Here is a 21,637-nt window from a genome sequence, read left to right as displayed (position 1 = left end):
TATAGGGCATTGAGCACAAAACAACGTGTAAATTCACGTTATTTTAAGTTCAAATTCACTGTGTTAACAGCAATATCATTGCCAAATCCTGAATAAACATACGATTAAATATAAGTTGAAGCATACCAGCAAAATCTTATGTTCATACTGGCTAACTTGCCAACGAGATAGCAAAGTACCGAGAAACAAACCAACCGCCAAAGTCGTTGCTGCAGGTAGGTAAATGGAGCCTATAAGACCAGAGCCTAATGACGTCATCGAAGGCAGTGACGGAGGTACGGCAGGGAATACAAAACCGATCAATGCCGCGAAAGAGAGAAATAACGACATGCCATGAAGTGTTCCTTCGCTGTTTTCAAGGTTACGATGATGCAAGTGATTAAGTAAGCGGGAAACGATATGACCATCATTGCCCCCTAGCACGCTTATTCCACCAGCAAACATACCAATCGGAAGCGGGAAATTGGGAAGCGACTGCAATTTAAAATATTGCCACTGCACTAGATTCACAAAGATACTTAACACTAGAGTAAAAGTCAGAAATACCAATATTACTTGAATACAGACAAAGCTAACCAATTGCGCACCAATAACACCGCCCATGGCAAAACCAGGGGCGTATTTTAATAACAAGGCGTATTCAACTTCACCAGCCTTCATTGCTTTTGACCAATAATAAAGATGCGTTGGTAAACAAGCCACAATGATGGTTGCGATGACAACAGAGATGACATTTTCTACCGGAATGCCAATTACAGGTAAAAAAAAGTATAAAGAAGTTAGGCAGGTTAATGCGGGAGAGACTTTGATTTGTGCACTTACCAAACCACAAGCTAAGCCTATTAATAGCAGAAATACAGCAAATTCAACTGGCATGATTAATATCGACAATGGCGTTATTGAAAGACAAAAAAGCGGACCATAAGCCCGCTTTCAAAATGCGTTATTAAGTTAGTCCCGGTAGACAACACTTCTAATTCGATCTTGAATTAAAGAAGCCAGTTTATCCGGTTGGAATTTAGACAAGAAATCATCACAACCTACTTTCTGCACCATGGCTTTGTTAAAGCTACCGCTTAATGACGTATGCAGAACAATGTACAAATCTTTAAGTCTTGGGTCTTCACGCACTTCCCGAGTCAATCGATAGCCATCCATTTCTGGCATCTCAGCATCGGTAATCATCATCAGCAATTTTTCCGGTACGGTTTCACCCTGATCTGCCCAGGTTTTTAGTTTCTCCAAACCGCGTTTGCCATCCGTCGCAGTGTGAACCGTAATTCCCATGAAGTCTAAAGTTGAGCGACATTGTGCAAGGCCAACAGATGAGTCATCAACCACCAGTACTTCTAAGCCTTTTGCGAGTGTTAGTAGATCTTTATCAATGATGTCATCACTGACTGTGCTGTCATAAGGTGAAATTTCGGCAAGCACTTTTTCAACATCAATAATCTCAACAATACGATCATTTACACGAGTGATTGCAGTTAAGTAATGCTGACGGCCAGTACCATCGGGTGGTGGTAGAATTTCATTCCAATTCATATTGATAATGCGATCCACTTCACCCACCATAAAGCCCTGAACGGTATTGTTGTACTCAGTGACAATTAGATTGCAGGATTCATTACGTTCAATGGGTTTCATGCCAATGGATTCAGACAAATCAATAACCGGTATAGTGCGACCACGAAAGTGAGTTACGCCTGCAACAGAAGGATGTCGATGGGGCATTAAGTTGAGTTTGGGTAGCTGCACAACCTCTTGAACTTTAAAAACATTGATTGCAAACATTTGCATTCCACCAAGACGGAACATCAGCAATTCTAGGCGGTTTTCACCCACCAACTTGGTTCTTTGGTCGACAGCGTCTAACATGCTCGCCATACATCACTCCACACATTTTCAAATAAAGGCGTTATTCCATTATAACCATGATATTGTATTCAGCTATGGGTTACAGTATTTTTTTGTGTTGTCTTTTTAATTATAGGGAAATGAGATGAAAAACGATGATGTGCTTTTTTGTCGTAAAGCAGTCGTGAACCATAAATCTCAAACAATGGCTTATCACCTTCTTCACCCTGAAGATGCTTTATATCATGATGAACAGGCATTTTTCAGTTCTCTTTTTGTGGATGTAAACCTCAATGAGTTAACTCAGCAAAAAGTGATCTTTTTCATTGGTTCGATTGAGCAATTATCGAAATTGCCTGAACTAAATGGACTACAAGTGACACTATTTATTGATTGTTCGACTCTAGATCAGAAAAAGTACATGGACAGCCTGTCTGAATCACGCCTAGACGGCTACCAATTTGGGCTTATCAATCCTGAACCGAATGACTATGACAGTGAGTTCATGAACCTGTTCTCGTATGTTTTATACGATTTGGAGCAATGTTCTTTGGATAGCATCTTAGTCTCGAGTCAACATCCAGACATAGCATTGAAAAACATTTGGATTCATAAAGTTGAGCGCGCTCAAGACTTTGAGCGTCTGAAAGAATCCCTGCCGGACGCTTATTTTAGCGGCACCTTCATCCGCAAAATGACTAAGATAAAAGGCAAACGCGTTATTGCCTATAAAGACATTTTGATTGAATTACTAAATCATTTAAATAACCATCAAACATCGCCTCGGCTTCTCGCCGATTGTATCGAGCGTGACCCTACACTGACTTATAGAATTATTAAGCTAACTCATACCGCTCGATATCATAGCCAATTTAATGTAACGAACGCACAGCGAGCCGTTGAAATCATCGGAGTTCGCGATCTCGTGAAATGGGTAGGATTAGTCATGCTCAGTAGTGTGCCAGGGAAGCCAGATTGTTTATTTTCTATGGCCGTTTCTCGTGCCTGTTTCTGCCATAATATAAGCGCAGTGTTGTTTCCAAAGTTGGAAGGTGCCTTTTTAGTTGGCTTGTTTTCCTATTTGCCAAGTTTTTACGATGAAGATCTGGCCACACTATTAAAAGACCTACCGTTAGACACGAATATCACCAAAGCCTTATTAGAATACCAAGGTAACTTAGGCGGTGTATTGCGAATGGTCGAGGCATATGAATCAGGTCGCTGGGAAAAAATTCCATTTGAACAATTAGCCATGAAGAATATATCCAAAGAAGCGTTAAAAAACCTCTATATCGATAGCCTGAATATGGCAAAAGAGATGTCACAAATATGATAGACATTGGCGTTAATTTAAATCATTCAATATTTTTAGACGATTTAGAACTCACCCTGTCAGAGACAAATCTGCATGGTGTCAATGGCATTATTTGCATTGCTTCAGATCTTGATGAAAGTCAGTTGCTTGCACAACATTGCCAACGTCATCCAAGCCTTTGGCAAACCATTGGTTGTCACCCTCATCAAGCTAAAACCTGGCATACGAACAGTCAGCAAGTATTTCGAGAGCTGCTCAATACTCATCAAGCCGTCGCCATTGGAGAAACCGGTTTAGATTTTAATCGTAATTATTCTACTCCGGAGCAACAACGATTTGCTTTTCACCAACAGATCGAGCTGGCCACAGAATTCTCTTTACCTCTTTACTTACATGAAAGAGACGCACATCAAGAAATGATTGCGACCTTGAAACAGCACCCTGAAGTTGCTCAGAATTCTGTCATTCATTGTTTTACAGGCTCAACGGAAGAATTAAACCATTACCTAGAGCTTGGTCTGTACATTGGTATAACCGGCTGGGTGTGTGATGAAAGAAGAGGACATGACTTACAATCTGCTGTGCCTCACATCCCTCTAGATAAATTACTATTGGAAACCGATGCACCGTATTTATTGCCTAGAAACATAAGACCTAGGCCAAAAAAGAACCACCCAAAATACCTTCCCTTTGTGGCAGAAGAAGTAGCCAGATTAAGAGGAATCTCAGCAGAAGCATTAATCGAAGCCACGCTTGATAATACACATAGACTGTTTAATTTGTCCCCTTACAGCGACGCAACTTAAAGCAACGAAATTTGCTGTGATAATAAACTTGCCATGTTTGTTTTGAAGATAGGGAGAACACTATCTGCAATCGGAACGAGTTGCTTTTCAATATAGTGCTCATAATCTAAATGACGTAGATCGACATGTGTCTCATAGGGCATCACCCCAGATGTCTGATAAACGTAATTTACCCGCTTTCGCCCTTTATTGTATTCCAAAGGTAAGCCAAGGCTGGCACGCTTTTCATCAATCATCATTGCGGCACGCACATGCGGCGGTTTGTGCTTTGAATAGGCTGACAGTGGTCGACTTAATTGCTTACTGTAGACCAGCCATTCGTCAAGCTTTCCTGCTTTAAGCTGTTCTACGATGGATTGGATATAAGGAATAGGATTTTCATCATTAAAGATAATGTCAAAAAGGTTACGTTGAAATTCTCGCGCCAACTTAGTCCAATCCGTACGAGCGGCCTCTAGGCCTTTGAAGATAATTTTATCCTTAGCTTTACCTGCGTAGCGTTTCTTACTGCCTTCTTCTTGCCCTCGAATGGTTGGCATAAAAAAGCGTTCATAGAGGGTTTCAAATTCAAGCTCTAAGTGAGAGTCCACATTGGCATAGTTACGACACCATGCGGTTAATGTGTGATTAATATCCTCACATAATTGCTTCCCCAAAACCTCAGCTTGATCTCTGTCATCATTGAGCACCACGAACAATGAATCGGTATCGCCATAAATGACGGTTGCGCCCTTCTCTTCCATCCAGCTTTTAGTGAGTTGCAATATCTCATGCCCACGCATTGTGATCGAGCTGGCCAGCTCAGCATGATAAAAGCGACACACATTTGACCCTAGTACGCCGTATAAAGAGTTCATGATGATTTTAATGGCGTAACTTAAAATGTCATTGTGAGATGACTTTGCATCTTCCCTTGCCTTAGCAAGTTCACCAACCAACTCAGGCAATATGGCCTTGCCCACATCAAAATGTGCTCCCAAATAACCTGGTACGATATGTTGATTAGGTTGAAGTGGCCTTTTTTGCGCCGAAATACGAGCTAAAGGATCAATGAAAAAGGTGCGAATAATGCTTGGATATAGACTTTTGAAATCGAAGACCAAGACATTTTTATAAAGGCCAGGGATCGAGTTCATCACAAAACCACCAGGACTGGCGACAAAGGCTTCGTCTTTCCATGCTGGTGCTACGTATCCGGCTTGATGCAAGCGCGGGATATAAAGGTTTTCAAAAGAGGCAACCGAACCACCAGTTTGCTCCATTGGTATGCCGGTAAGATCCACACGAGTTTGTTGTAGCTCAATCAGTTTTAGTTGCTTGAAAATACGCCAAACTAGGTCGCAGTCTTGAAGATTGTAGTCCACAAAGGCAGCCAAATCATGCTGATGCATCCGCTCTATTTCTTGCCAACGATCACCGCCATGAAGCAGCTTACTGTCGCCTAAAATTTCGTGACTGACATTGTTTAAACTGTATGACTCAAAATGATAGCCGCCCACCTTAAGTAGGGTAATGCCGTCTAAGGCGACTCTGCCTGGAATAGAGGCGAAGTATTTACCTTGATTGTCAGAGGAGCGGATACTCCAGGTTTCACCATTCACACCAAAAGCAGCCCGAATGCCCAACTGTTGGCAACGTTGATCAATAAAGTGAAGGTCAAAGCCGATCAGATTCCAACCGATAAATACATCTGGATTGTGTTTCTTTACGAACTGCATAAAGCCGAGTAGCAAACTGCGCTCATCGGCAAACGCGGTGACATGCTCTAAATCGGTATTTTCAGGTGCCACCACGAAGGCCTGTCGAAGTTCATCATTGGTAACGCCTATCGACAGGATTTTGTTATGCGTGACCGAGGTTTCAATGTCTAACGACCAAATATTCCAATTCGGAGAGTAATCTCCTGCAATCACCTTAGCTTGCTTATAAACCGATCCACCCTGCTCAACCATACCTATAAATCGAATGGCGCCACGGATGTTTCTTTCCATTAAATAGCGATCATGTGGCTTGATGTCTTCTTCAAAAACCGCATGACCTGTTTGTTTAACAAATTTCAAAATTTGTCTGTGTAAAATCATGCTATTAGTTTGGATTAAGGTAACCGCTTGATGTTCAAATGAACTGAGTTCTGTAGCGTGATACTGAACGCCATTGATGTCGGTAGGAAGTTCTGACATCGGGATAGTGCTAAAAAAGCTGGTTTGCTGGCGGTCCGGTATGACTTTCACCGTCCCGTCAGGCGTTTTGACAAAAAGGCTCATTTCGATCTGACCATTCACTTCTTTGGTATGGCGACTGACAATGTAGCCTTTTTGCTCTTTAAACATTACAAACCTTGCTCTGGGGAAAATCAGATATCACGTAATAAATGCATCGGAGGCACATTTAATACCTTACGACTGGCAAATACACCAATGGTCAAAATGACACATACACCAATCAGAGGTCCGAATAACCATAGGTTCGGATGCCAATTAGCTTGAGTATTAAAGACATAAACTTGCAACCCGTAAAGGCATAGTTCGGCCCCGAGTGCAGAAATCACACCAGAGAAGAATCCTAATGCCCCAAACTCAACAAATATTGATTGTCTGACTAAACTGCTTTTTGCTCCCAGCACTCTTAATAAAGCACCTTCTTCAAGCCTTTCCTCAAGGGTAGATCGTACACTGGCTAACAACACTAAACCGCCGGCACACAAGATACACAAGAGGACTAATTGAATGGCCTGTGACAATTGCCCAATAATGGTTTGAATCTGCTTGAGGATATCTCCCACATTTAAAATCGAAACAGTGGGGTAATTCGACATGCCTTTATAAAAATCCTGCGCCTTATCGTTGTCAACAAACAGGCTACTGACGAAATTAGCAGGGTAATCTTGTAGCGCATGTTTAGGCAAAATCAAATAAAAATTAGGCTGCATTGTCCCCCAATCAACTTCTCTTACTGAAGTGATGGGCAAGGTAACAATATTGCCACCAATGTTAATGGTGAGTTTATCACCAAGAGAAACACCGACTTCTTGTGCGACTCTTTGTTCAATGGAGAGACCTTCAGCTGAAAAATCGCCTTCTAGCAATGTGTTTCCTTGGCCTAGCTGATCTGACCATGTGAGGTTTAATTCACGATCAACTAATTCAGGTTCATTGCGCCCCTCAGGGTATAAATCGTCTACATTATCATCATTAATTTTTATGACACGGCCTCGTACCATAGGATACCAATCTGAATGTGGTATTTCTAATGCTTGGCTGGTTTGATTAATGGCGTCAATTTGATTGCTCTGAACATTAAAAATATAGTGATTAGGCGCATCTTCTGGAAGTTGCTTTTGCCAGTCACTGATTAGACTCGACTGCACACCAATGAGGATTAGCGTCAACATAATGATCAAGGTAAAGACCAACAGCTGAAACAAGTTCGGTATCAAGCGGCGATATAATGAAGCAAGACCAATTTGCCAGCCACTGGTTGCACCAGAGGTCAACCTTCTGCCTAGCTTGAACGCTCCAATGCCAATTAACCCGACAATTAAACCAATGCCAACAATACTCAATGTCATTACAGTAGGTAGTAAAAAGCCTTTAGTATAGATACACATAAGCGCGTACATACCAGCAAAACCAAGAGAGTAGATAATGGCGGTGTTTTGCTCAATTTTAGCCGTAGGTTGTAATACCGAAAGTGGTGAAATTTTAATTAAACGCATCACTAACGGTAAACAAAACGCCAACATGGATACCAAACCGGTTGCAATCCCTAGCCATAAACGACTAATAGATGGTGACGGTAATTCAGTCGACATCAAACCAGATAGTAATGTGGCGATAATCTCTTGTATCCCCCAGCCTATCGCTAAGCCAATCAAGGTACCGACACAGAAGAGCAAGCTTAGTTGTTGAAGAAAAGCCAAGCTTAAGAATTTAGGGGTCGCACCAATGGTTTTTAGGATGGCGACTTGCATCAAGTGGCGTTTTACAAAGCGAGCAGACGCCAATGCCATAGCAATACCTGACATGACAACAGCCAATGTTCCCGCCAACAACAAAAATGATTCTGCTCGACTGATGGTGTTGCCAACGCGCTCACCACTTTGCGACGGAGTACGCCAGCGCTGACCATCAACCAATTGAGGGGTTAGCCAATCGCCGTATTCTTGCAAGGCGTCTCTATTTCCGGCGAGCAACAGGGAGTAGCGCACTCGACTTCCAGGAATGATTACCTGTGTTTTAGCTAAATCCTTGTCATTGATTACTGCTCTTGGTGAGATAGCAAATGCCGACGTGGTTGATCCAGGATCTCTCACCAAAAACTGACTAACACTAAATTCAGCTTCTCCTATTTCCACTTTATCGCCAAGACTGACGCCCAACATGCTAGCCAACCTAGAAGACAGCCATACTTCACCCGTGGCTGGTGGTTGAGTCCACTGTTGTCCCTGACCGAAAAGCGTTTGATCTACTAAATAAGCCCCTCTTAGAGGATAGGAATCCGTAACAGCACTGATTTGTGCCAGTTGCAAACTGTCTTTTGCGAACATCATGGTTGTAAAAGATGTTCTTTGTGCTTGCTCTAAGCTCAGATCATCTGCTTTTTGGATCCAGTCTAATGGGATGTTCTCATCACTTCGGACCAAACGATCTGCCGCTAATAAGTTAGCAGACTGCTCTTCAAACGACAGTTGTAAGCGGTCAATAAAGAGCCCAATAGATGTCACTGTACCGACCGATATAACGAGCGCGGCCAAGAGTGTAAGCAAATCGCCGCTGCGAAAATCTCGAACCATTAATCGAAATATGAACATCATAGGGACTTTTCCGTTAGTTGACCGGATGACATGATCAATTGACGATCACACATTTTAGCAAGTTCATTGTCGTGGGTTACCATGACAAGAGTCGTGCCTTGTGATTGGTTAAGATCAAACAGCAAATCGATAATCAACTTACCGTTTTCTTCATCTAGGTTTCCAGTTGGTTCGTCCGCAAATAGGATTTTAGGCTGAGAAGCAAACGCTCTGGCGATCGCAACACGCTGCTGCTCCCCACCTGACAATTGATTAGGGTAATGCGTTAAGCGATGTGATAAGCCAACTTTTTGTAATAAAGCTTCCGCTTTCTGTCGTGCGTCTTTGTCCCCTTTTAATTCCGCTGGCAGCATTACATTTTCGATCGCTTGTAAGCTTGGCAGCAAGTGAAATGATTGGAAGACAAAGCCAACGTACTGACCTCGTATTATGGCGCGTTTTTCTTCACTTAATGCTGAAAACGCTTGATCATAAACAAAAATATCCCCTGACGTGTTAACATCTAACCCTGCTAATAGGCCAAGTAATGTCGACTTACCAGAGCCTGATGCACCGACGATTGCGACAGACTGACTCTCCAGAATTTCCATATTGATTCCTTTCAATATGGTTAAATCCCCTGTATTTGATGTCACTGTGTGAGTAAGATTACTGACCTTAATCGCCGTTCTATTGCTCATGCTTTAATACTCTGAAGGTTAAATATGTTTGTAAAAGCCATTCAAAAAATCGTTTTAACATTTAGCTTGCTGCTTATAGCGACAAGCTCTTCTGCCGCCAATTTACTTGTCATGGGCGACAGTCTTAGTGCTGCTTATAATTTAAGACAACAAGATGGCTGGGTAAGTTTACTAAAAAATCAATTAAATCAATCACACCCAAATATTAACGTTATCAATGCCAGTGTTAGCGGTGAAACCACTCAAGGCGGCTTGTCTCGTTTTCCGGCATTATTAGAGCAATATCAACCTAAATGGGTCGTATTAGAGCTCGGTGCCAATGATGCCTTACGTGGTTACCCGTTAAATCAGACCAAAGACAATCTGAAAAACATGGTCGAACAGTCTCAGAACCTTGGCGCGAAGGTATTACTAATTGGCAACCAGATCCCTCAAAATTATGGTAAACGTTATACCAAAATGTTTTTTGAGCTCTACAAAGACGTTGCCGATCAATATCAAATTGCCTATTTGCCCTTCATGCTGAAAAACGTCGCTCTCAATAAAGAACTTATGCAAAATGACGGACTACACCCTAATAAAGAAGGCCAACCTATTCTGCTAGAAAATATCCTGCCATATTTACAGCCATTATTAGACGAAAAATAAGGAAAATTAATGAAAGCCGTTTTTCTAGATAGAGGCTCTTTCCCTGAAAATTTGAGTATCCACTTCAACAAAAGCATTACCAATTATGTTGAATACCATAATACTCATGAAACAGAAGTAGCTGATCGCATCCAAGACGCCGACATTGTACTCACGAATAAAGTCGTGATCAGTCGCGAGCAAATTAACAACGCCTCGGTTCTGAAACTCATTCAAGTAATGGCAACGGGTACCAACAACGTGGCCATGGAAGCTTGTGAAGAAAACGGCATAAAAGTACAAAACGTGGAAGGATATTCTGCTACCAGTGTCCCTGAGCACACATTTGCCATGTTGTTAGCACTGCGTCGTAACCTTGCCTCATACCTTCAAGATGTACAGTCTGGTGCTTGGGCTAAATCGGAATTCTTTTGTTTAATGGATTATCCCATTAAAGATTTATCTGGTTCCAAAATGGCCATTATCGGTAGCGGTCAATTGGGTACACAAGTTTCGATACTGGCAAAGGCATTTTGCATGCAAGTCATGTTTGTAGAAAGGAAAAACCAAACAGATATACGTGATGGTTATGTTTCTTTCAACCAAGCCATAGAGGACGCTGACATCATTAGTTTGCACTGTCCTTTAACGCCAGAGACCCAAAATTTAATAGGTGAAATCGAATTTAAGCGCATGCAAAATCATGCTCTACTGATCAACATGAGCCGAGGCGGTATCGTCAACGAAGCGGCCCTTGTTAAAGCCATAGAGTCAAAACAAATTGCTGGGGCAGCATTTGATGTTGCGGCACAAGAACCCATGCCCAATGATTCACCATTATTTCATTTAACCCAATCCCGCAATTTTTTGCTAACGCCTCATGTTGCTTGGGCAAGTCAAGGAGCAATGGAAAAACTTGTGCAGATTGCCATTGGTCACATACACGACTTTGTAGAAGCTAACCAATGATGCTGGACATACTTTATCAAGATGAGTTTCTTGTGGCTGTAAACAAGCCAGCTGGTTTACTGGTGCATCGAACGCATTTAGCAAAAGACGAAGAAGATGCGGTCGTTCAGCGTTTAAGAGATCAAACAGGACAATGGGTATTTCCTGTTCATCGACTGGACAGAGGTACTTCAGGGGTTTTGGTAATGGCTTTTTCACCCGAGATTGCTCGTGGTCTAGCAGAACAGTTCAGTCAATCCCAAACCGAAAAAACCTATCATTGTTTAGTTCGTGGTTTTAGTCCGGAAGAAGGTCACATTGACTACCCTCTTGCTAAATTAAATGAACAAAAAGGCCGCTCACGATTTAAAATCACCGGCACTGAGAAGGAAGCTGAAACACTGTTCAAAAGATTGCACCGCTATCAACTTCCCATACCTGTAAGCCGCTACCCTGAAATGCGCTTAAGCTTATTGGAAGTGACGCCCAAACAAGGGCGTAAACATCAAATACGTCGTCACTTTAAACACCTGCTGAATCCATTGGTTGGCGATACCTGCTATGGCTGTCGCCATATAAACAAAGCCTTGCGAGCGCAATGGGGAGAGGATTTGCGACTCATGTTACACGCTTCTTCTTTATCCTTCGCTCATCCAGTTGATGGCCATAGGCTAACCATTGAAGCTGAATTTCCTAATACCTTACAAGATGTGATTAATAAGATAGCACCCTATCAAATTGATTAGCGCCCTGGGCGGGCGCTTGACTGACTGACCATCTGAATATCCAGCCTTCTTGAGGTTGGGATTTTAGATTAACGGTTTGTGGGCAAAATTCATCCACCCAGAAGCCACAGGATAGCAATACTTTTATCGAAGATTTATTGTAATCCGCCACTTTCGCGTAAATGTCTCTTACGCCACGACATGCCCACACCAGCAATAAATGCTTTAGGGCAAATTGCGCGATACCGCGATTAACAAAGCACTTGTCTATACGATATGAGACTTCAATCGTGTCCTTGTTTTGATCTAAATATTGAGCATTAAAACGACCAACAATTTTACCGTTATGTAAGCAGACTAAAAATTGCATACCTGCGTCGTCATTCAATAGTCTTTTCTTGATCAGAGATAGACTTGGCGCATGGCCTGAGTAGTGCGGCAAGAAGTCAGCAAACCACTCTTGATTGTTGGTTTCGAATTGCAACATATGCGTTAAGTCAGCCAATTTTGCAGGGCGTATGTGTAGTAAATCTTTCATGTGTCTGTTGTATCTTTGAAGCGTATATAAATGTTAGACCAGTTCACCTAAAATTGCGCTTTATTGTTTTAATATTACTAATATTCACTTAAGGCCTTTCTTTGAAGTGGTATACTCATCCCAAGTTGTATAAACATTTTAGAAGTTGGTTATGAAAAATCGTAATATCGTTTATTCCACCGATCAGGGGCGCTTATGCCCAGACTGCGAACAACCCACCTCAGAGTGCCAGTGTCACAAGACTGAAATCGTCGGTGACGGTAATGTCAAAATCGCTTTGGAAACGAAAGGCCGCAAAGGTAAAGGGGTTACAACGGTTAAAGGGCTACCCTTAACAGAATCCCAACTTAAAACTTTAGCCAAAAAGCTCAAGGCGCAATGCGGTACAGGTGGCTCTGTTAAAGACGGCCAAATTGAAATACAGGGTGATAATCGGCAAAAACTAAAAACTCTGCTTGAAAAAGAAGGCTATTCCAGTAAATTTGTGGGTGGCTAAAATCACAATAATAGCCTTTAATTAAACAAGCTCATATTTCTATCAATTTTTTATATATATCAACATCATCGATATGGCTGAGTAATTACTCAAAAGATGGAATACCGCCAAAAAAAGACTCTTTAATGGTGATGAGTTGCAGTAGAGGTACCTATGTTCCAGCATAGTATGAAACAGGCCAATCAGCTTATGCGGTCGGCCATTCCATTAATGGTCAAGTTGGACATTCCGCCAACGCCATACAACTATGGCATTTGGTATGAATATGCATCAAATAACAATCCCAAATTAAATCAAGTTGTTGACCGCACCATTCGTCGCTTCGGTAGCCTACCTGCCTTTGTTTCAAAAGAACTGTTCAATGAATTTATTATTGCCGATGACATTAAGCAGGCAGACGCACAACACAAAAGTTTGGATGAGCTCACGGAGAAACTCAATGACGAGAGCGCGTCTGTCACCAAAGAGCTTTCCACCTTCACTCAATCTCTTAGTCATACTCGAGCAGCCCTAAAAGTAAACACAGATAAAGAAAAGCTTCTTCATATCGCGAATTTGCTTGATCGGCGTACATTTAAAGCCAACCAGGTAGTAGAGCAATTTGGTCAAACAGTGTCAGAAGTTCAAAATGAATTGACCCGTCTTAGACGAGAATTAGCCGAGGTTAAGAAAAGCACTGAAGTAGATCAAATGACCTTATTGGCTAATGAAAAAGGATTTGAGCGTACCCTATTCTCTTTGGCTCCCTTTGCTGAAGACGATCTTACTCTATTGATAATCGACATCGATAACTTGAAACAAATAAATCAAGACTACGGTAAGAAAGTCGGTTCTTCGTTAATATTGTATATAGCAAAGATTTTATCCAGCTTTTTACCAGATCGAGCGTATGTTGCTCGTCTTAAAGGCGGTCAGTTTGCTGCTTTGATCAATGACATGGAGCTTGGTGAAGCATCAGAGTTAGCGGATGCCGTTCGCTTGAACATTTCAAATCAAAAGATCCGTAATAAAGACAGCAATACTTTGTTGAAGCAAATTACGGTCTCCATTGGTGTTGCGACCTTACTCGGTGACGAGGGGCCAACCGAACTAGTACAACGTGCTCAACATTATTTAATTTATGCGAAACGGTCTGGCAAAAATCGCATTGCTCATCATGTATAAAGGAAAAACGTCATGACATCGTCTCAAGTTCAATCCAATCAGATGCTTTTCGAAGTGAGAGATTATGAGTGTGATATGCAAGGGATCGTCAATAACGCTGTGTATCAAAATTATCTTGAGCATGCTCGTCACAAGTTCATAAAAACCAAAGGGCTGGATTTTGCAAAAATCACCGAACAAGGAATTAACTTGGTGTTAATGCGTGCTGAAATCGATTACAAACGCTCATTGAAAAGTGGGGATGAGTTCTACATAGAAACACATGCTGAACGCGAGTCTAAACTCAAATTTGCTTTTTATCAGAAAGTGGTACGCAGCCATGATCAACAGGTCATATTACAAGCAAAGATGCTGGTAGCATCCACCAATCAACAGGGAAGACCAATTGTTTTTGACAAAGCCGATAAGTTGTTTGAATAAATCAAATAGCGTATTCATCAACATAGGTTTTCTCTTTAGACGCGTATTCTTAGCGCCGCACCTACTCCTTGTTTTGCTCTAGGTTTATCAAAATAAAATTAAAGTCCTTTTCTAGTTACTCTAACCACCATATTCCCTTATAAAGTAACCAAAACAGGACTTTATATAATATATTGACATATTTCAATTAAAGTCCTATTTTTAACTCATTAGCACCTATAATATCGTTAATGTAACTAATTTGGACCTTAATAATGGCAGTGACGACAGCAACAGCCCTTGCAGAAGAAATTGGCGAACGCTTAAAACAAGCGAGACTCAATAGAGACTTAACTCAATCCGAGGTGGCCACACTGGCGGGCGTTGCCCGTAAAACCGTTCTGAATGCAGAAAAAGGTAAAGTCCAGCTTGAGGTTTTTATCGCTCTTTTGATGGCACTTGATCTAACCGAGCAATTGGACTTATTTTTGCCAAAACAGCTAATCTCCCCTTTGCAGCTCGCAAAACTACAAGGGAAGCAACGCCAAAGAGCCTCGGGCCAACGCCGCAATACCAATGAGGAACAAGCCTCATGGTAATGGAAGTCATCAATATTAAGTATCACGGGGATGAAGTTGGAGCCTTGAGTTTTGATACCGATAAAGGTTTAGGGTCTTTTGAATATGCGCCGAGCTTTATCAAAAAAGGTATTGAACTGTCCCCTATCAAAATGCCATTAGCAAAACGTATCTACAGTTTTCCAGCATTATCCTATGACACCTTTAAAGGATTGCCGGGTCTTATCGCGGACTCGCTACCAGATGATTTTGGTAATGCGGTACTCAACGCTTGGGTCGCGTCTCAAGGTCGCTCGCCAAATGACATCACACCCTTACAAAGACTTCAATATACTGGTAAACGAGGCATGGGAGCTTTGGAATACGCCCCTGCCAAGAAATTTCGTAGCCTCAACGCGTCACAATCCATTGAAATCAAAACACTGATCGCCATTGCCCAAGATATATTAGATTCTCGCAGTCACTTTGAAATCGAATTGAATCAGAATGAACAGGAAGACCGTGAAGCCATGTTGTCGTTACTGTCTGTTGGTATGAGCGCCGGCGGAGCAAGGCCAAAGGCTGTATTGGCATTTAATGATGAGTTTACTCAAGTTCGATCAGGACAAACTGATGTGCCCAATAGCTTCACCCATTATCTAATGAAGTTCGATGGGATTAGCGAACATAACAAGCAGCAGGAAACGTTTGGAGACCCATTGGGTTATGGAGCCATGGAATACGTTTATTATTTGATGGCAACAAAATGTGGCATCAACATGATGCCAAGTCGATTGCTTCATGAAGGTAATCGACGACACTTTATTACTCAACGCTTTGATCGAATCAAAAACCAAAAAAGACACATACAAACACTTAACGGAATAGCTCACGTTGACTATAAAAAGCCAGGCTCATTCTCATACGCAGAATTGTTTGGTATTGCACGTCAGTTGAAACTTGCTGCACCAGAAGCAGAGCAATTACTAAGGCGCATGGTGTTTAATATTATTGCACGAAACCATGACGACCATTCCAAAAATTTTGCGTTTAGTCTAGCAGATGATAAATGGTCTCTCGCGCCAGCTTATGACCTTGCCTACAGCTATAAGCCTGGCAGTAAATGGGTAAACAGTCATTGGATGAGTTTAAACGGTAAAAGAGACGATTTCAGCCGTGCTGATTTTTACAGCCTTGAAAAACTTAGCCCATTATTTAGCAAAAGAAAAATAGACAGCATCATAGATGAAACCATTGAGCAGATATCTTGCTGGCATCAGTTGGCAACAGAATGGGAAGTCCCTAACACTTTAATAAAAGAAATTAACGGCAACCTTAGGCTGAACATTTAAAGATTAGATGCATACCAGCTCGTTTTAAATAAACGTAAAATTCATGGCTTTAAGGGTAATAAAGGGGATTTCAAGTAACAGGCTGGGAGAATGAAGATACAGAGTTTTCTCTACCGTACCAGGCATTGCGACTAGTACAATAGAGAGAATCTTGGATAAATTACTGATAAATCAAACTTTTAACCATCAACAATTTAAGAATAATGGCGGTGAGCAAGAGATTCGAACTCTTGATGCCTTTCGACATACACACTTTCCAGGCGTGCTCCTTCGGCCACTCGGACAGCTCACCAAAACCGATCAATACGCTCCGCGTAATGAGTGCGCATATATTAGTGATGGCGAACCCTTTTTGCAACCGATTTTTCTGGAATTATTGTTAAAAATTAATCCCTTACCCATTCTAGTCTGTCAGCCAGCATTGGGTCAGGCGATGGTTTAGGTTGCTCTTTTGCTGTGCCAACATAGATTAGACCAACAATTTGATCATTTGAGTCCAATTCCAAAAGGTTTTTCGTTTTCTGGGTAAAGCAAGCAGGCCCACTGCGCCACATTCCGCCATAACCTAATGCGTTGAGCCCCAAAAGTACCTGCTGAGCCGCTGCAGATGTCGCCATAATTTGCTCAATGGCAGGTACTTTTGGATGATCTTGAATGTGTGCATAAATTAACAAAACAGCAGGTGCTCGATATGCCTTTTTGATAAAAGAGTCTTTTTTGCTTTCAGGTAAAGCGGCTACTTCGGATAAAGCATGCTGCCAATATATTTCTCCTAGCTTAGCACGCCCTTCTCCTTCATATATACGATAACGCCATGGCCTAAGATTACCATGATCGGCTGCCCGACTGGCGGCCTCTAGGATTGCTTGCCATTCATTTTCTTGTGGTGCAGGCTCTGTTAAAGCAGGCTGAGATACACGATTACGTATAAACGTTAAAATTTCTTTACTCATAGAAAAACAAATTCCTTTAATATAAATCGTATGGATGGCAATACTTTAACATCCACCAAACGTTAATGATAATGGATATCACATAAAACCTTTTTAGGTCTAGGAGTTTTTATGCCAAAGTGGCTTATTTGGACAACCCTTGAATTGACAACGCTGCTATTGGTGGGCTGCATTACACTGGTTTGGCTATCCTATTCTTTGAAAAAGAAAATCTCTGAGCAACAGGCGTCTAACGAGATAGAATCCGCAACGGATGAATCACACTTTCATGAAGATCCAAAAAAAGAGGATCAGTCTTATAAGCATTTTGCCCAGTATCTGGATAAACAAATTAGCCACGCCGCTGAATCCATTAAACCCAATACAATGGAGCCCCACCAAATTAATACCTTGAAAATTTGGGGGACTGTATTAAGAGCAGAACGCGCTATTGTACTAAATCAAGTCAGTGATAATCCCAAACCCATTTTGACACGTTTTCTGTCCAGTCTGCTGTACGCCCTATCCACTCCTAAATTGCAAACAACCAACCCTGAAGATTTAAATAAAAACCTTAAGAGTATGGAAGAGGAGTTTTATCAGACCTCTGAGCTTTTGATCAGCAAAGAAACCTTGTCAAAGAATCAGCAAAGACTTAATGACGACTTGCGTAAAAGTATCGACAACGCCGTCGCCAAGTTACAGCGTTTAAAAGTCAAAAAGAATGAGCAGCAACGACTACAGAAAGAAGCCGAAGCGTTAAAAAAACGTATTTTACGACTTGAAGAGCTGCAAAGCCAAGAAGCCAGCCAAGCCAATGTCGTCTCTATAAAAGCCAACACTACCACAAAATCCAGTGAGCAAAACCGTACGGCTTCATACAAGCAAATAATGTCATTAAATAGCTTGGCTGATCGACAACAAATGGTAATAGATCAGTTAAGAAATGAACTTGAACATAGCGGACAAAATGCTTCATCAGAGCAAGCGGAAGAAGCACAGAAGGTCGCTGTTGCGAAATTAGAGCGCATGTCTCAAGAGTCGCAAAGCTTGATCATTCAACTAGAGGCCGAGTTAGAAAACTCCGATTTAAGCATAGAGTCATTAAGGCAAGATATTCAGTCTAAAGACGCGAAATTAGCCGAAATGGACAGAAAGCTCAGCTCAAACAATGAAACTGTTATCGGTAATTTACAAACCTTATCGAGCAATAAAAAAGCAGCACTAGGATCACTGAAAGAAGGCTTAAGCAATGCCATCGAATCTAATTCAACCAACAATTTATTGGAACAAGAAAAAGACACTCACTCTTTAGAGCGTTTGTTACAAGAATCAGAGACCTGTGTCACTCTCCTAGCGCAAGAGCTAGAAATGGCAGAGCAATCTAATAATGAGTTACAAGCTAAAATGGACGCTCTCATATTAAATAATCCAGATTTTGGTGCAAACTCCATCCCGTTAAAACAAGAGAAAGAACGAAACCGAAAGTTAGCTCAAGCCACCACACAACTCAAAGAGCAGCTAGCCACTCACATTGGGGAAAAAGATTACCAGGAGTTGCGGGTCAGCTATAACAAGAAAAGCTTAGAATACGATCGATTACAACTTGCTTATTCTGACTTAGAAATGAAATATTTAGGTACGCTTAATAAATAGCATCGACGTTAAACGCATGCTTCTGCAATATGTGTTTGCTATAAGGAGCATGCGCTACTACTTTCAGTTTTAGCTATTGTTAAAGTTAAGCATTCTCTGAAGTGGGATTAATGCCTTCTCACGTAAAGCATTGGAGACTTCAATCTGGCCAGAGTTATCTCTCAAAGCATTGCGTAGCAACTCAAGGCTATTCAGCGCCATCCAAGGACAGTGCGCACAGCTACGGCAATTCGCGCCCGAACCGGCGGTAGGCGCCTCAACAAAACGTTTATCCGGTGATGCCTGTTTCATCTTATAAAAAATGCCACGATCAGTTGCCACAATATAAGTACTATTAGGCATGGATTTAGAGGCATTTAAAAGTTGAGACGTAGAGCCAACAACATCAGCAACCTCAACAACCGATTCTGGGGATTCAGGATGAACCAATACAGCGGCATCCGGATAAATGGCTTTAAGGTCTAATATGCCTTTTGCCTTAAACTCCTCATGAACAATACAAGCACCATCCCAAAGAATCATATCAGCACCTGTTTCTCGCTGAATATAACCACCAAGATGCTGATCTGGAGCCCAAATGATTTTTTCACCTTGATCGACAAGATGATTTACTACATCCAGAGCAATACTAGAGGTAACAACCCAGTCTGCACGTGCTTTAACGGCCGCTGACGTATTTGCATACACCACGACAGTTCGATCGGGATGTTGATCACAAAACGCTGAGAATTCATCGATTGGGCAGCCAATATCCAAAGAACAAGTTGCTTCCAAGGTTGGCATGAGGATGGTTTTTTCTGGACTCAAAATTTTTGCGGTTTCGCCCATGAACTTTACCCCAGCCACAACTAAGGTTTGAGCGTCATGATTTGCCCCGAAACGAGCCATCTCAAGAGAGTCTGCAATGACACCACCAGTTTCTTCTGCTAGCTCTTGGATCGCGTCATCTGTGTAGTAATGTGCAACAAGAACAGCATTTTTAGCTTTTAACAGTTGTTTGATTTCCTGACGAATCTGCTCGTTATCAATGACAGGCGATTCTAGACTCTTTTCAGCGTCAGCTAGGTATTGTTGGACAGTATTACGAAGAGCGGCTTTTGTGGAAGTATCAAACATCTTATTACCCCTGCTAAAACTGGGCGCGAAAAGAGCATTGCTAACAGAATGTATGGTGTCACGCCAAATCATTATGGCGAAGTATCAAGATATAGCCAATGCCATGAAAAAAGAAAATTGGTGGGTCGTACTGGATTCGAACCAGTGACCAATTGATTAAAAGTCAACTGCTCTACCAACTGAGCTAACGACCCAACGGGATGCGTATAATACAGAGCCCGTTGAGAAATGCAAGTTATTTAAGTTTACTCAAATAACCCGCAGCTAACTTAGCTGTCTTACTGTTTGGAAAACGTTGAATTACGTCTTGCAGATAAGTCTTTGCCTGTTCTGTACGACCTAGTTGATCATTCACCGTACCAAGCTTGTAGAGAGCGTCTTTTTCTTTACCATGACCAGGAAACTTCTGAATAACAGTATTAAAAGACTCTAACGCTTCTTCTGATTTACCCTGCACTAATTTAACTTCACCTAACCAGTAGTAACCATTACCCGTTAATGTGTTGTCTGGGTAAGTCATTACAAATTGACTAAATGCTTGCTCAGCTTGAGCAAATTCTCGTTGATGAATTAAATTATAAGCTTGGGTATAAGCTTCTTTTGCCGCAGCACTTGGCGTTTTTAAAGAAACAGGCGCCAATGGCGTTGCTGGAAGACTGGCGGTTTGATCGATACTTGGTTCAGTGTTTCCAACAGTTTGCGGAGACGACTGAACAGGAACTGGGTTTGATAGAACAGGTTGTGAAGAATATGTCGCCGGGGTTGAATCTTTTTTGGCAGAAGCTGACATCAATAATGAAATCCGCTTATCAAGATCAATGTATCGATCTCTTTGGCTTTGCTTCATTAGTTTAAGTTGATGCCCTTGCTGCTCTAATTGCCCCCGTAAGTGTTGCACTTCCTGCTGTAAAGTTTCCAGCTGGAACAACAAGTCTGCGGCGGCACTAGGCGACAAACCCACTGTTGGTTGGCTTGATTCAGACAAAGCAAGTGGTGCTGTTAAAGACAGCACCACTGCTAAAGAGCGAATCTTTATGTCTTTGCCATTCATTATTCGTAGCGAACTTCAACGCGACGATTAAGTTGCCAAGCATCAGCATCGTGACCGAAAGCAACTGGCACTTCTTCACCAAAACTTACTGTTTCGATTTGAGAAGCAGCAACGCCTTGGATTGTAAGGTAACGACTAACTGCTTTAGCACGACGCTCACCTAGAGCCATGTTGTATTCACGAGTACCACGCTCATCAGCATGACCTTCAAGAACAATACGCGCATCTGGGTTCGCAACCAAGAACTCAGCATGTTTCGCTAGCGCTTCACGTGCTGCTGGACGAACGATAGACTTGTCGAAATCGAAGTAGAATACAGTATCAACACCAGCAAGTGGATCAACCATTGGCTCTTCTGTTGCTTCAGCAGAATCATCAACAATAACACTTGTTACAGCACCATCTTCACCAGCACCAAATGATTGGTCTGTAGAGTCAGCAGCAGCTGAATCTTCAACTTGTTCAGTTGAAGTTGCGTCTTCTGCAACTGTTGAAGAATCAGTATCTGTTGCTGTTGTACTACAGCCTGCTAGCCACGCAGCAGACAACCCAATTACAGCAAACTTACCTAGTTTGTTTACACTCATTATTCACTCCTCAATGTC

At 41.8% G+C, this 21,637-nt stretch carries 22 protein-coding genes and 2 tRNA genes; 12 read left to right on the top strand and 12 right to left on the bottom strand.

What is annotated here, in order from left to right:
• Positions 1 to 75: 75 nt before the first annotated feature.
• Together DFP76_RS11700 and DFP76_RS11695 are read right to left on the bottom strand one after the other, a co-directional pair.
• Positions 76 to 876: a TSUP family transporter gene (locus tag DFP76_RS11700; RefSeq protein WP_113874819.1), complete on the bottom strand. Its 801-nt coding sequence runs from the start codon at positions 874 to 876 to the stop codon at positions 76 to 78.
• A 75-nt stretch (positions 877 to 951) separates the two neighbouring features.
• Entirely contained in the window at positions 952 to 1,887 is a 936-nt protein-coding gene (locus tag DFP76_RS11695) for a chemotaxis protein CheV (RefSeq protein ID WP_113874818.1), read from the bottom strand.
• Positions 1,888 to 2,002: 115 nt separating this feature from the next.
• Here DFP76_RS11695 and DFP76_RS11690 point away from each other — a divergent pair, with 115 nt between their 5' ends.
• Together DFP76_RS11690 and DFP76_RS11685 are read left to right on the top strand one after the other, a co-directional pair.
• Positions 2,003 to 3,190, top strand: coding sequence for an EAL and HDOD domain-containing protein (locus tag DFP76_RS11690; protein WP_113874817.1), 1,188 nt, complete (start codon positions 2,003 to 2,005; stop codon positions 3,188 to 3,190).
• Positions 3,187 to 3,978 carry a TatD family hydrolase gene (locus tag DFP76_RS11685; RefSeq protein WP_113874816.1) on the top strand — a complete coding sequence of 264 codons (792 nt, stop codon included), beginning with the start codon at positions 3,187 to 3,189 and terminating at the stop codon, positions 3,976 to 3,978. The genes DFP76_RS11690 and DFP76_RS11685 overlap by 4 nt, the downstream gene beginning before the upstream one ends.
• Here the strand turns inward: DFP76_RS11685 and DFP76_RS11680 are convergent.
• From DFP76_RS11680 to DFP76_RS11670, 3 genes are read right to left on the bottom strand one after another with little or no spacing between them, the layout of a single operon-like run.
• Positions 3,975 to 6,308 carry a DNA polymerase II gene (locus DFP76_RS11680; RefSeq protein WP_113874815.1) on the bottom strand — a complete coding sequence of 778 codons (2,334 nt, stop codon included), beginning with the start codon at positions 6,306 to 6,308 and terminating at the stop codon, positions 3,975 to 3,977. The two genes, DFP76_RS11685 and DFP76_RS11680, sit on opposite strands and share 4 nt — an antisense overlap.
• Positions 6,309 to 6,331: 23 nt before the next feature.
• A complete protein-coding gene (locus DFP76_RS11675) occupies positions 6,332 to 8,791 on the bottom strand; it encodes an ABC transporter permease (protein WP_113874814.1) in 2,460 nt (819 codons plus the stop codon).
• Complete coding sequence (locus DFP76_RS11670) at positions 8,788 to 9,471, bottom strand: ABC transporter ATP-binding protein (protein ID WP_113874813.1); 684 nt, start codon at positions 9,469 to 9,471, stop codon at positions 8,788 to 8,790. The genes DFP76_RS11675 and DFP76_RS11670 overlap by 4 nt, the downstream gene beginning before the upstream one ends.
• Before the next feature lie 24 nt (positions 9,472 to 9,495).
• Between DFP76_RS11670 and DFP76_RS11665 the strand changes: the two genes are divergently transcribed.
• From DFP76_RS11665 to DFP76_RS11655, 3 genes are read left to right on the top strand one after another with little or no spacing between them, the layout of a single operon-like run.
• Positions 9,496 to 10,119 carry an arylesterase gene (locus DFP76_RS11665; RefSeq protein ID WP_113874812.1) on the top strand — a complete coding sequence of 208 codons (624 nt, stop codon included), beginning with the start codon at positions 9,496 to 9,498 and terminating at the stop codon, positions 10,117 to 10,119.
• 9 nt (positions 10,120 to 10,128) lie between these two features.
• A complete protein-coding gene (locus DFP76_RS11660; protein ID WP_113874811.1) occupies positions 10,129 to 11,067 on the top strand; it encodes a D-2-hydroxyacid dehydrogenase in 939 nt (312 codons plus the stop codon).
• A complete protein-coding gene (locus DFP76_RS11655; RefSeq protein ID WP_113874810.1) occupies positions 11,064 to 11,792 on the top strand; it encodes a pseudouridine synthase in 729 nt (242 codons plus the stop codon). The genes DFP76_RS11660 and DFP76_RS11655 overlap by 4 nt, the downstream gene beginning before the upstream one ends.
• Here the strand turns inward: DFP76_RS11655 and DFP76_RS11650 are convergent.
• Entirely contained in the window at positions 11,761 to 12,309 is a 549-nt protein-coding gene (locus DFP76_RS11650; RefSeq protein ID WP_113874809.1) for a GNAT family N-acetyltransferase, read from the bottom strand. The two genes, DFP76_RS11655 and DFP76_RS11650, sit on opposite strands and share 32 nt — an antisense overlap.
• Positions 12,310 to 12,460: 151 nt before the next feature.
• Between DFP76_RS11650 and yciH the strand changes: the two genes are divergently transcribed.
• The 5 genes from yciH to DFP76_RS11625 all read left to right on the top strand — a co-directional run bounded on the left by yciH (position 12,461) and on the right by DFP76_RS11625 (position 16,277).
• Positions 12,461 to 12,805 carry a stress response translation initiation inhibitor YciH gene (yciH, locus tag DFP76_RS11645; RefSeq protein ID WP_113874808.1) on the top strand — a complete coding sequence of 115 codons (345 nt, stop codon included), beginning with the start codon at positions 12,461 to 12,463 and terminating at the stop codon, positions 12,803 to 12,805.
• Between the two features lie 153 nt (positions 12,806 to 12,958).
• Complete coding sequence (locus DFP76_RS11640; RefSeq protein WP_113874807.1) at positions 12,959 to 13,969, top strand: GGDEF domain-containing protein; 1,011 nt, start codon at positions 12,959 to 12,961, stop codon at positions 13,967 to 13,969.
• Between the two features lie 12 nt (positions 13,970 to 13,981).
• Positions 13,982 to 14,389, top strand: a complete 408-nt coding sequence (locus DFP76_RS11635; RefSeq protein WP_113874806.1) for an acyl-CoA thioesterase — start codon at positions 13,982 to 13,984, stop codon at positions 14,387 to 14,389.
• A gap of 254 nt (positions 14,390 to 14,643) precedes the next feature.
• Positions 14,644 to 14,967 carry a helix-turn-helix transcriptional regulator gene (locus DFP76_RS11630; RefSeq protein ID WP_113874805.1) on the top strand — a complete coding sequence of 108 codons (324 nt, stop codon included), beginning with the start codon at positions 14,644 to 14,646 and terminating at the stop codon, positions 14,965 to 14,967.
• On the top strand, positions 14,961 to 16,277 hold the full coding sequence (locus tag DFP76_RS11625; RefSeq protein ID WP_113874804.1) for a type II toxin-antitoxin system HipA family toxin: 1,317 nt from the start codon (positions 14,961 to 14,963) through the stop codon (positions 16,275 to 16,277). The genes DFP76_RS11630 and DFP76_RS11625 overlap by 7 nt, the downstream gene beginning before the upstream one ends.
• 204 nt (positions 16,278 to 16,481) lie before the next feature.
• Here DFP76_RS11625 and DFP76_RS11620 read toward each other — a convergent pair.
• Together DFP76_RS11620 and DFP76_RS11615 are read right to left on the bottom strand one after the other, a co-directional pair.
• Positions 16,482 to 16,569: transfer RNA gene (locus DFP76_RS11620), tRNA-Ser, on the bottom strand.
• Positions 16,570 to 16,663: 94 nt separating this feature from the next.
• Positions 16,664 to 17,230, bottom strand: coding sequence for a nitroreductase family protein (locus DFP76_RS11615; RefSeq protein WP_113874803.1), 567 nt, complete (start codon positions 17,228 to 17,230; stop codon positions 16,664 to 16,666).
• 111 nt (positions 17,231 to 17,341) lie between these two features.
• Here DFP76_RS11615 and DFP76_RS11610 point away from each other — a divergent pair, with 111 nt between their 5' ends.
• On the top strand, positions 17,342 to 18,865 hold the full coding sequence (locus DFP76_RS11610; RefSeq protein ID WP_113874802.1) for a coiled-coil domain-containing protein: 1,524 nt from the start codon (positions 17,342 to 17,344) through the stop codon (positions 18,863 to 18,865).
• 69 nt (positions 18,866 to 18,934) lie between these two features.
• Here the strand turns inward: DFP76_RS11610 and nadA are convergent, their stop codons facing one another.
• Positions 18,935 to 19,981 carry a quinolinate synthase NadA gene (gene nadA, locus DFP76_RS11605; RefSeq protein ID WP_113874801.1) on the bottom strand — a complete coding sequence of 349 codons (1,047 nt, stop codon included), beginning with the start codon at positions 19,979 to 19,981 and terminating at the stop codon, positions 18,935 to 18,937.
• Here nadA and DFP76_RS18130 point away from each other — a divergent pair.
• Entirely contained in the window at positions 19,965 to 20,129 is a 165-nt protein-coding gene (locus DFP76_RS18130) for a hypothetical protein (protein WP_181799840.1), read from the top strand. The genes nadA and DFP76_RS18130 overlap by 17 nt on opposite strands.
• Here DFP76_RS18130 and DFP76_RS11600 read toward each other — a convergent pair.
• The 3 genes from DFP76_RS11600 to pal form a co-directional block, all read right to left on the bottom strand.
• Positions 20,100 to 20,175, bottom strand: a tRNA-Lys gene (locus DFP76_RS11600). The two genes, DFP76_RS18130 and DFP76_RS11600, sit on opposite strands and share 30 nt — an antisense overlap.
• A 41-nt stretch (positions 20,176 to 20,216) precedes the next feature.
• Positions 20,217 to 21,032 carry a tol-pal system protein YbgF gene (gene ybgF / locus DFP76_RS11595; RefSeq protein WP_113874800.1) on the bottom strand — a complete coding sequence of 272 codons (816 nt, stop codon included), beginning with the start codon at positions 21,030 to 21,032 and terminating at the stop codon, positions 20,217 to 20,219.
• A complete protein-coding gene (pal, locus tag DFP76_RS11590; protein WP_113874799.1) occupies positions 21,032 to 21,619 on the bottom strand; it encodes a peptidoglycan-associated lipoprotein Pal in 588 nt (195 codons plus the stop codon). The genes ybgF and pal overlap by 1 nt, the downstream gene beginning before the upstream one ends.
• Between the last annotated feature and the right edge of the window lie 18 nt (positions 21,620 to 21,637).

The organism is Marinomonas aquiplantarum (assembly GCF_003314975.1).
In the GTDB taxonomy this organism is placed as follows: Bacteria; Pseudomonadota; Gammaproteobacteria; order Pseudomonadales; family Marinomonadaceae; genus Marinomonas; species Marinomonas aquiplantarum.
This window is presented reverse-complemented; position numbering and strand designations above follow the sequence as displayed.

Coding starts and splice junctions, on each gene's coding strand:
- DFP76_RS11700 (WP_113874819.1), bottom strand. CDS start 876: ATGCCAGTTGAATTTGCTGTATTTCTGCTATTAATAGGCTTAGCTTGT.
- DFP76_RS11695 (WP_113874818.1), bottom strand. CDS start 1,887: ATGGCGAGCATGTTAGACGCTGTCGACCAAAGAACCAAGTTGGTGGGT.
- DFP76_RS11690 (WP_113874817.1), top strand. CDS start 2,003: ATGAAAAACGATGATGTGCTTTTTTGTCGTAAAGCAGTCGTGAACCAT.
- DFP76_RS11685 (WP_113874816.1), top strand. CDS start 3,187: ATGATAGACATTGGCGTTAATTTAAATCATTCAATATTTTTAGACGAT.
- DFP76_RS11680 (WP_113874815.1), bottom strand. CDS start 6,308: ATGTTTAAAGAGCAAAAAGGCTACATTGTCAGTCGCCATACCAAAGAA.
- DFP76_RS11675 (WP_113874814.1), bottom strand. CDS start 8,791: ATGATGTTCATATTTCGATTAATGGTTCGAGATTTTCGCAGCGGCGAT.
- DFP76_RS11670 (WP_113874813.1), bottom strand. CDS start 9,471: ATGAGCAATAGAACGGCGATTAAGGTCAGTAATCTTACTCACACAGTG.
- DFP76_RS11665 (WP_113874812.1), top strand. CDS start 9,496: ATGTTTGTAAAAGCCATTCAAAAAATCGTTTTAACATTTAGCTTGCTG.
- DFP76_RS11660 (WP_113874811.1), top strand. CDS start 10,129: ATGAAAGCCGTTTTTCTAGATAGAGGCTCTTTCCCTGAAAATTTGAGT.
- DFP76_RS11655 (WP_113874810.1), top strand. CDS start 11,064: ATGATGCTGGACATACTTTATCAAGATGAGTTTCTTGTGGCTGTAAAC.
- DFP76_RS11650 (WP_113874809.1), bottom strand. CDS start 12,309: ATGAAAGATTTACTACACATACGCCCTGCAAAATTGGCTGACTTAACG.
- yciH (WP_113874808.1), top strand. CDS start 12,461: ATGAAAAATCGTAATATCGTTTATTCCACCGATCAGGGGCGCTTATGC.
- DFP76_RS11640 (WP_113874807.1), top strand. CDS start 12,959: ATGTTCCAGCATAGTATGAAACAGGCCAATCAGCTTATGCGGTCGGCC.
- DFP76_RS11635 (WP_113874806.1), top strand. CDS start 13,982: ATGACATCGTCTCAAGTTCAATCCAATCAGATGCTTTTCGAAGTGAGA.
- DFP76_RS11630 (WP_113874805.1), top strand. CDS start 14,644: ATGGCAGTGACGACAGCAACAGCCCTTGCAGAAGAAATTGGCGAACGC.
- DFP76_RS11625 (WP_113874804.1), top strand. CDS start 14,961: ATGGTAATGGAAGTCATCAATATTAAGTATCACGGGGATGAAGTTGGA.
- DFP76_RS11615 (WP_113874803.1), bottom strand. CDS start 17,230: ATGAGTAAAGAAATTTTAACGTTTATACGTAATCGTGTATCTCAGCCT.
- DFP76_RS11610 (WP_113874802.1), top strand. CDS start 17,342: ATGCCAAAGTGGCTTATTTGGACAACCCTTGAATTGACAACGCTGCTA.
- nadA (WP_113874801.1), bottom strand. CDS start 19,981: ATGTTTGATACTTCCACAAAAGCCGCTCTTCGTAATACTGTCCAACAA.
- ybgF (WP_113874800.1), bottom strand. CDS start 21,032: ATGAATGGCAAAGACATAAAGATTCGCTCTTTAGCAGTGGTGCTGTCT.
- pal (WP_113874799.1), bottom strand. CDS start 21,619: ATGAGTGTAAACAAACTAGGTAAGTTTGCTGTAATTGGGTTGTCTGCT.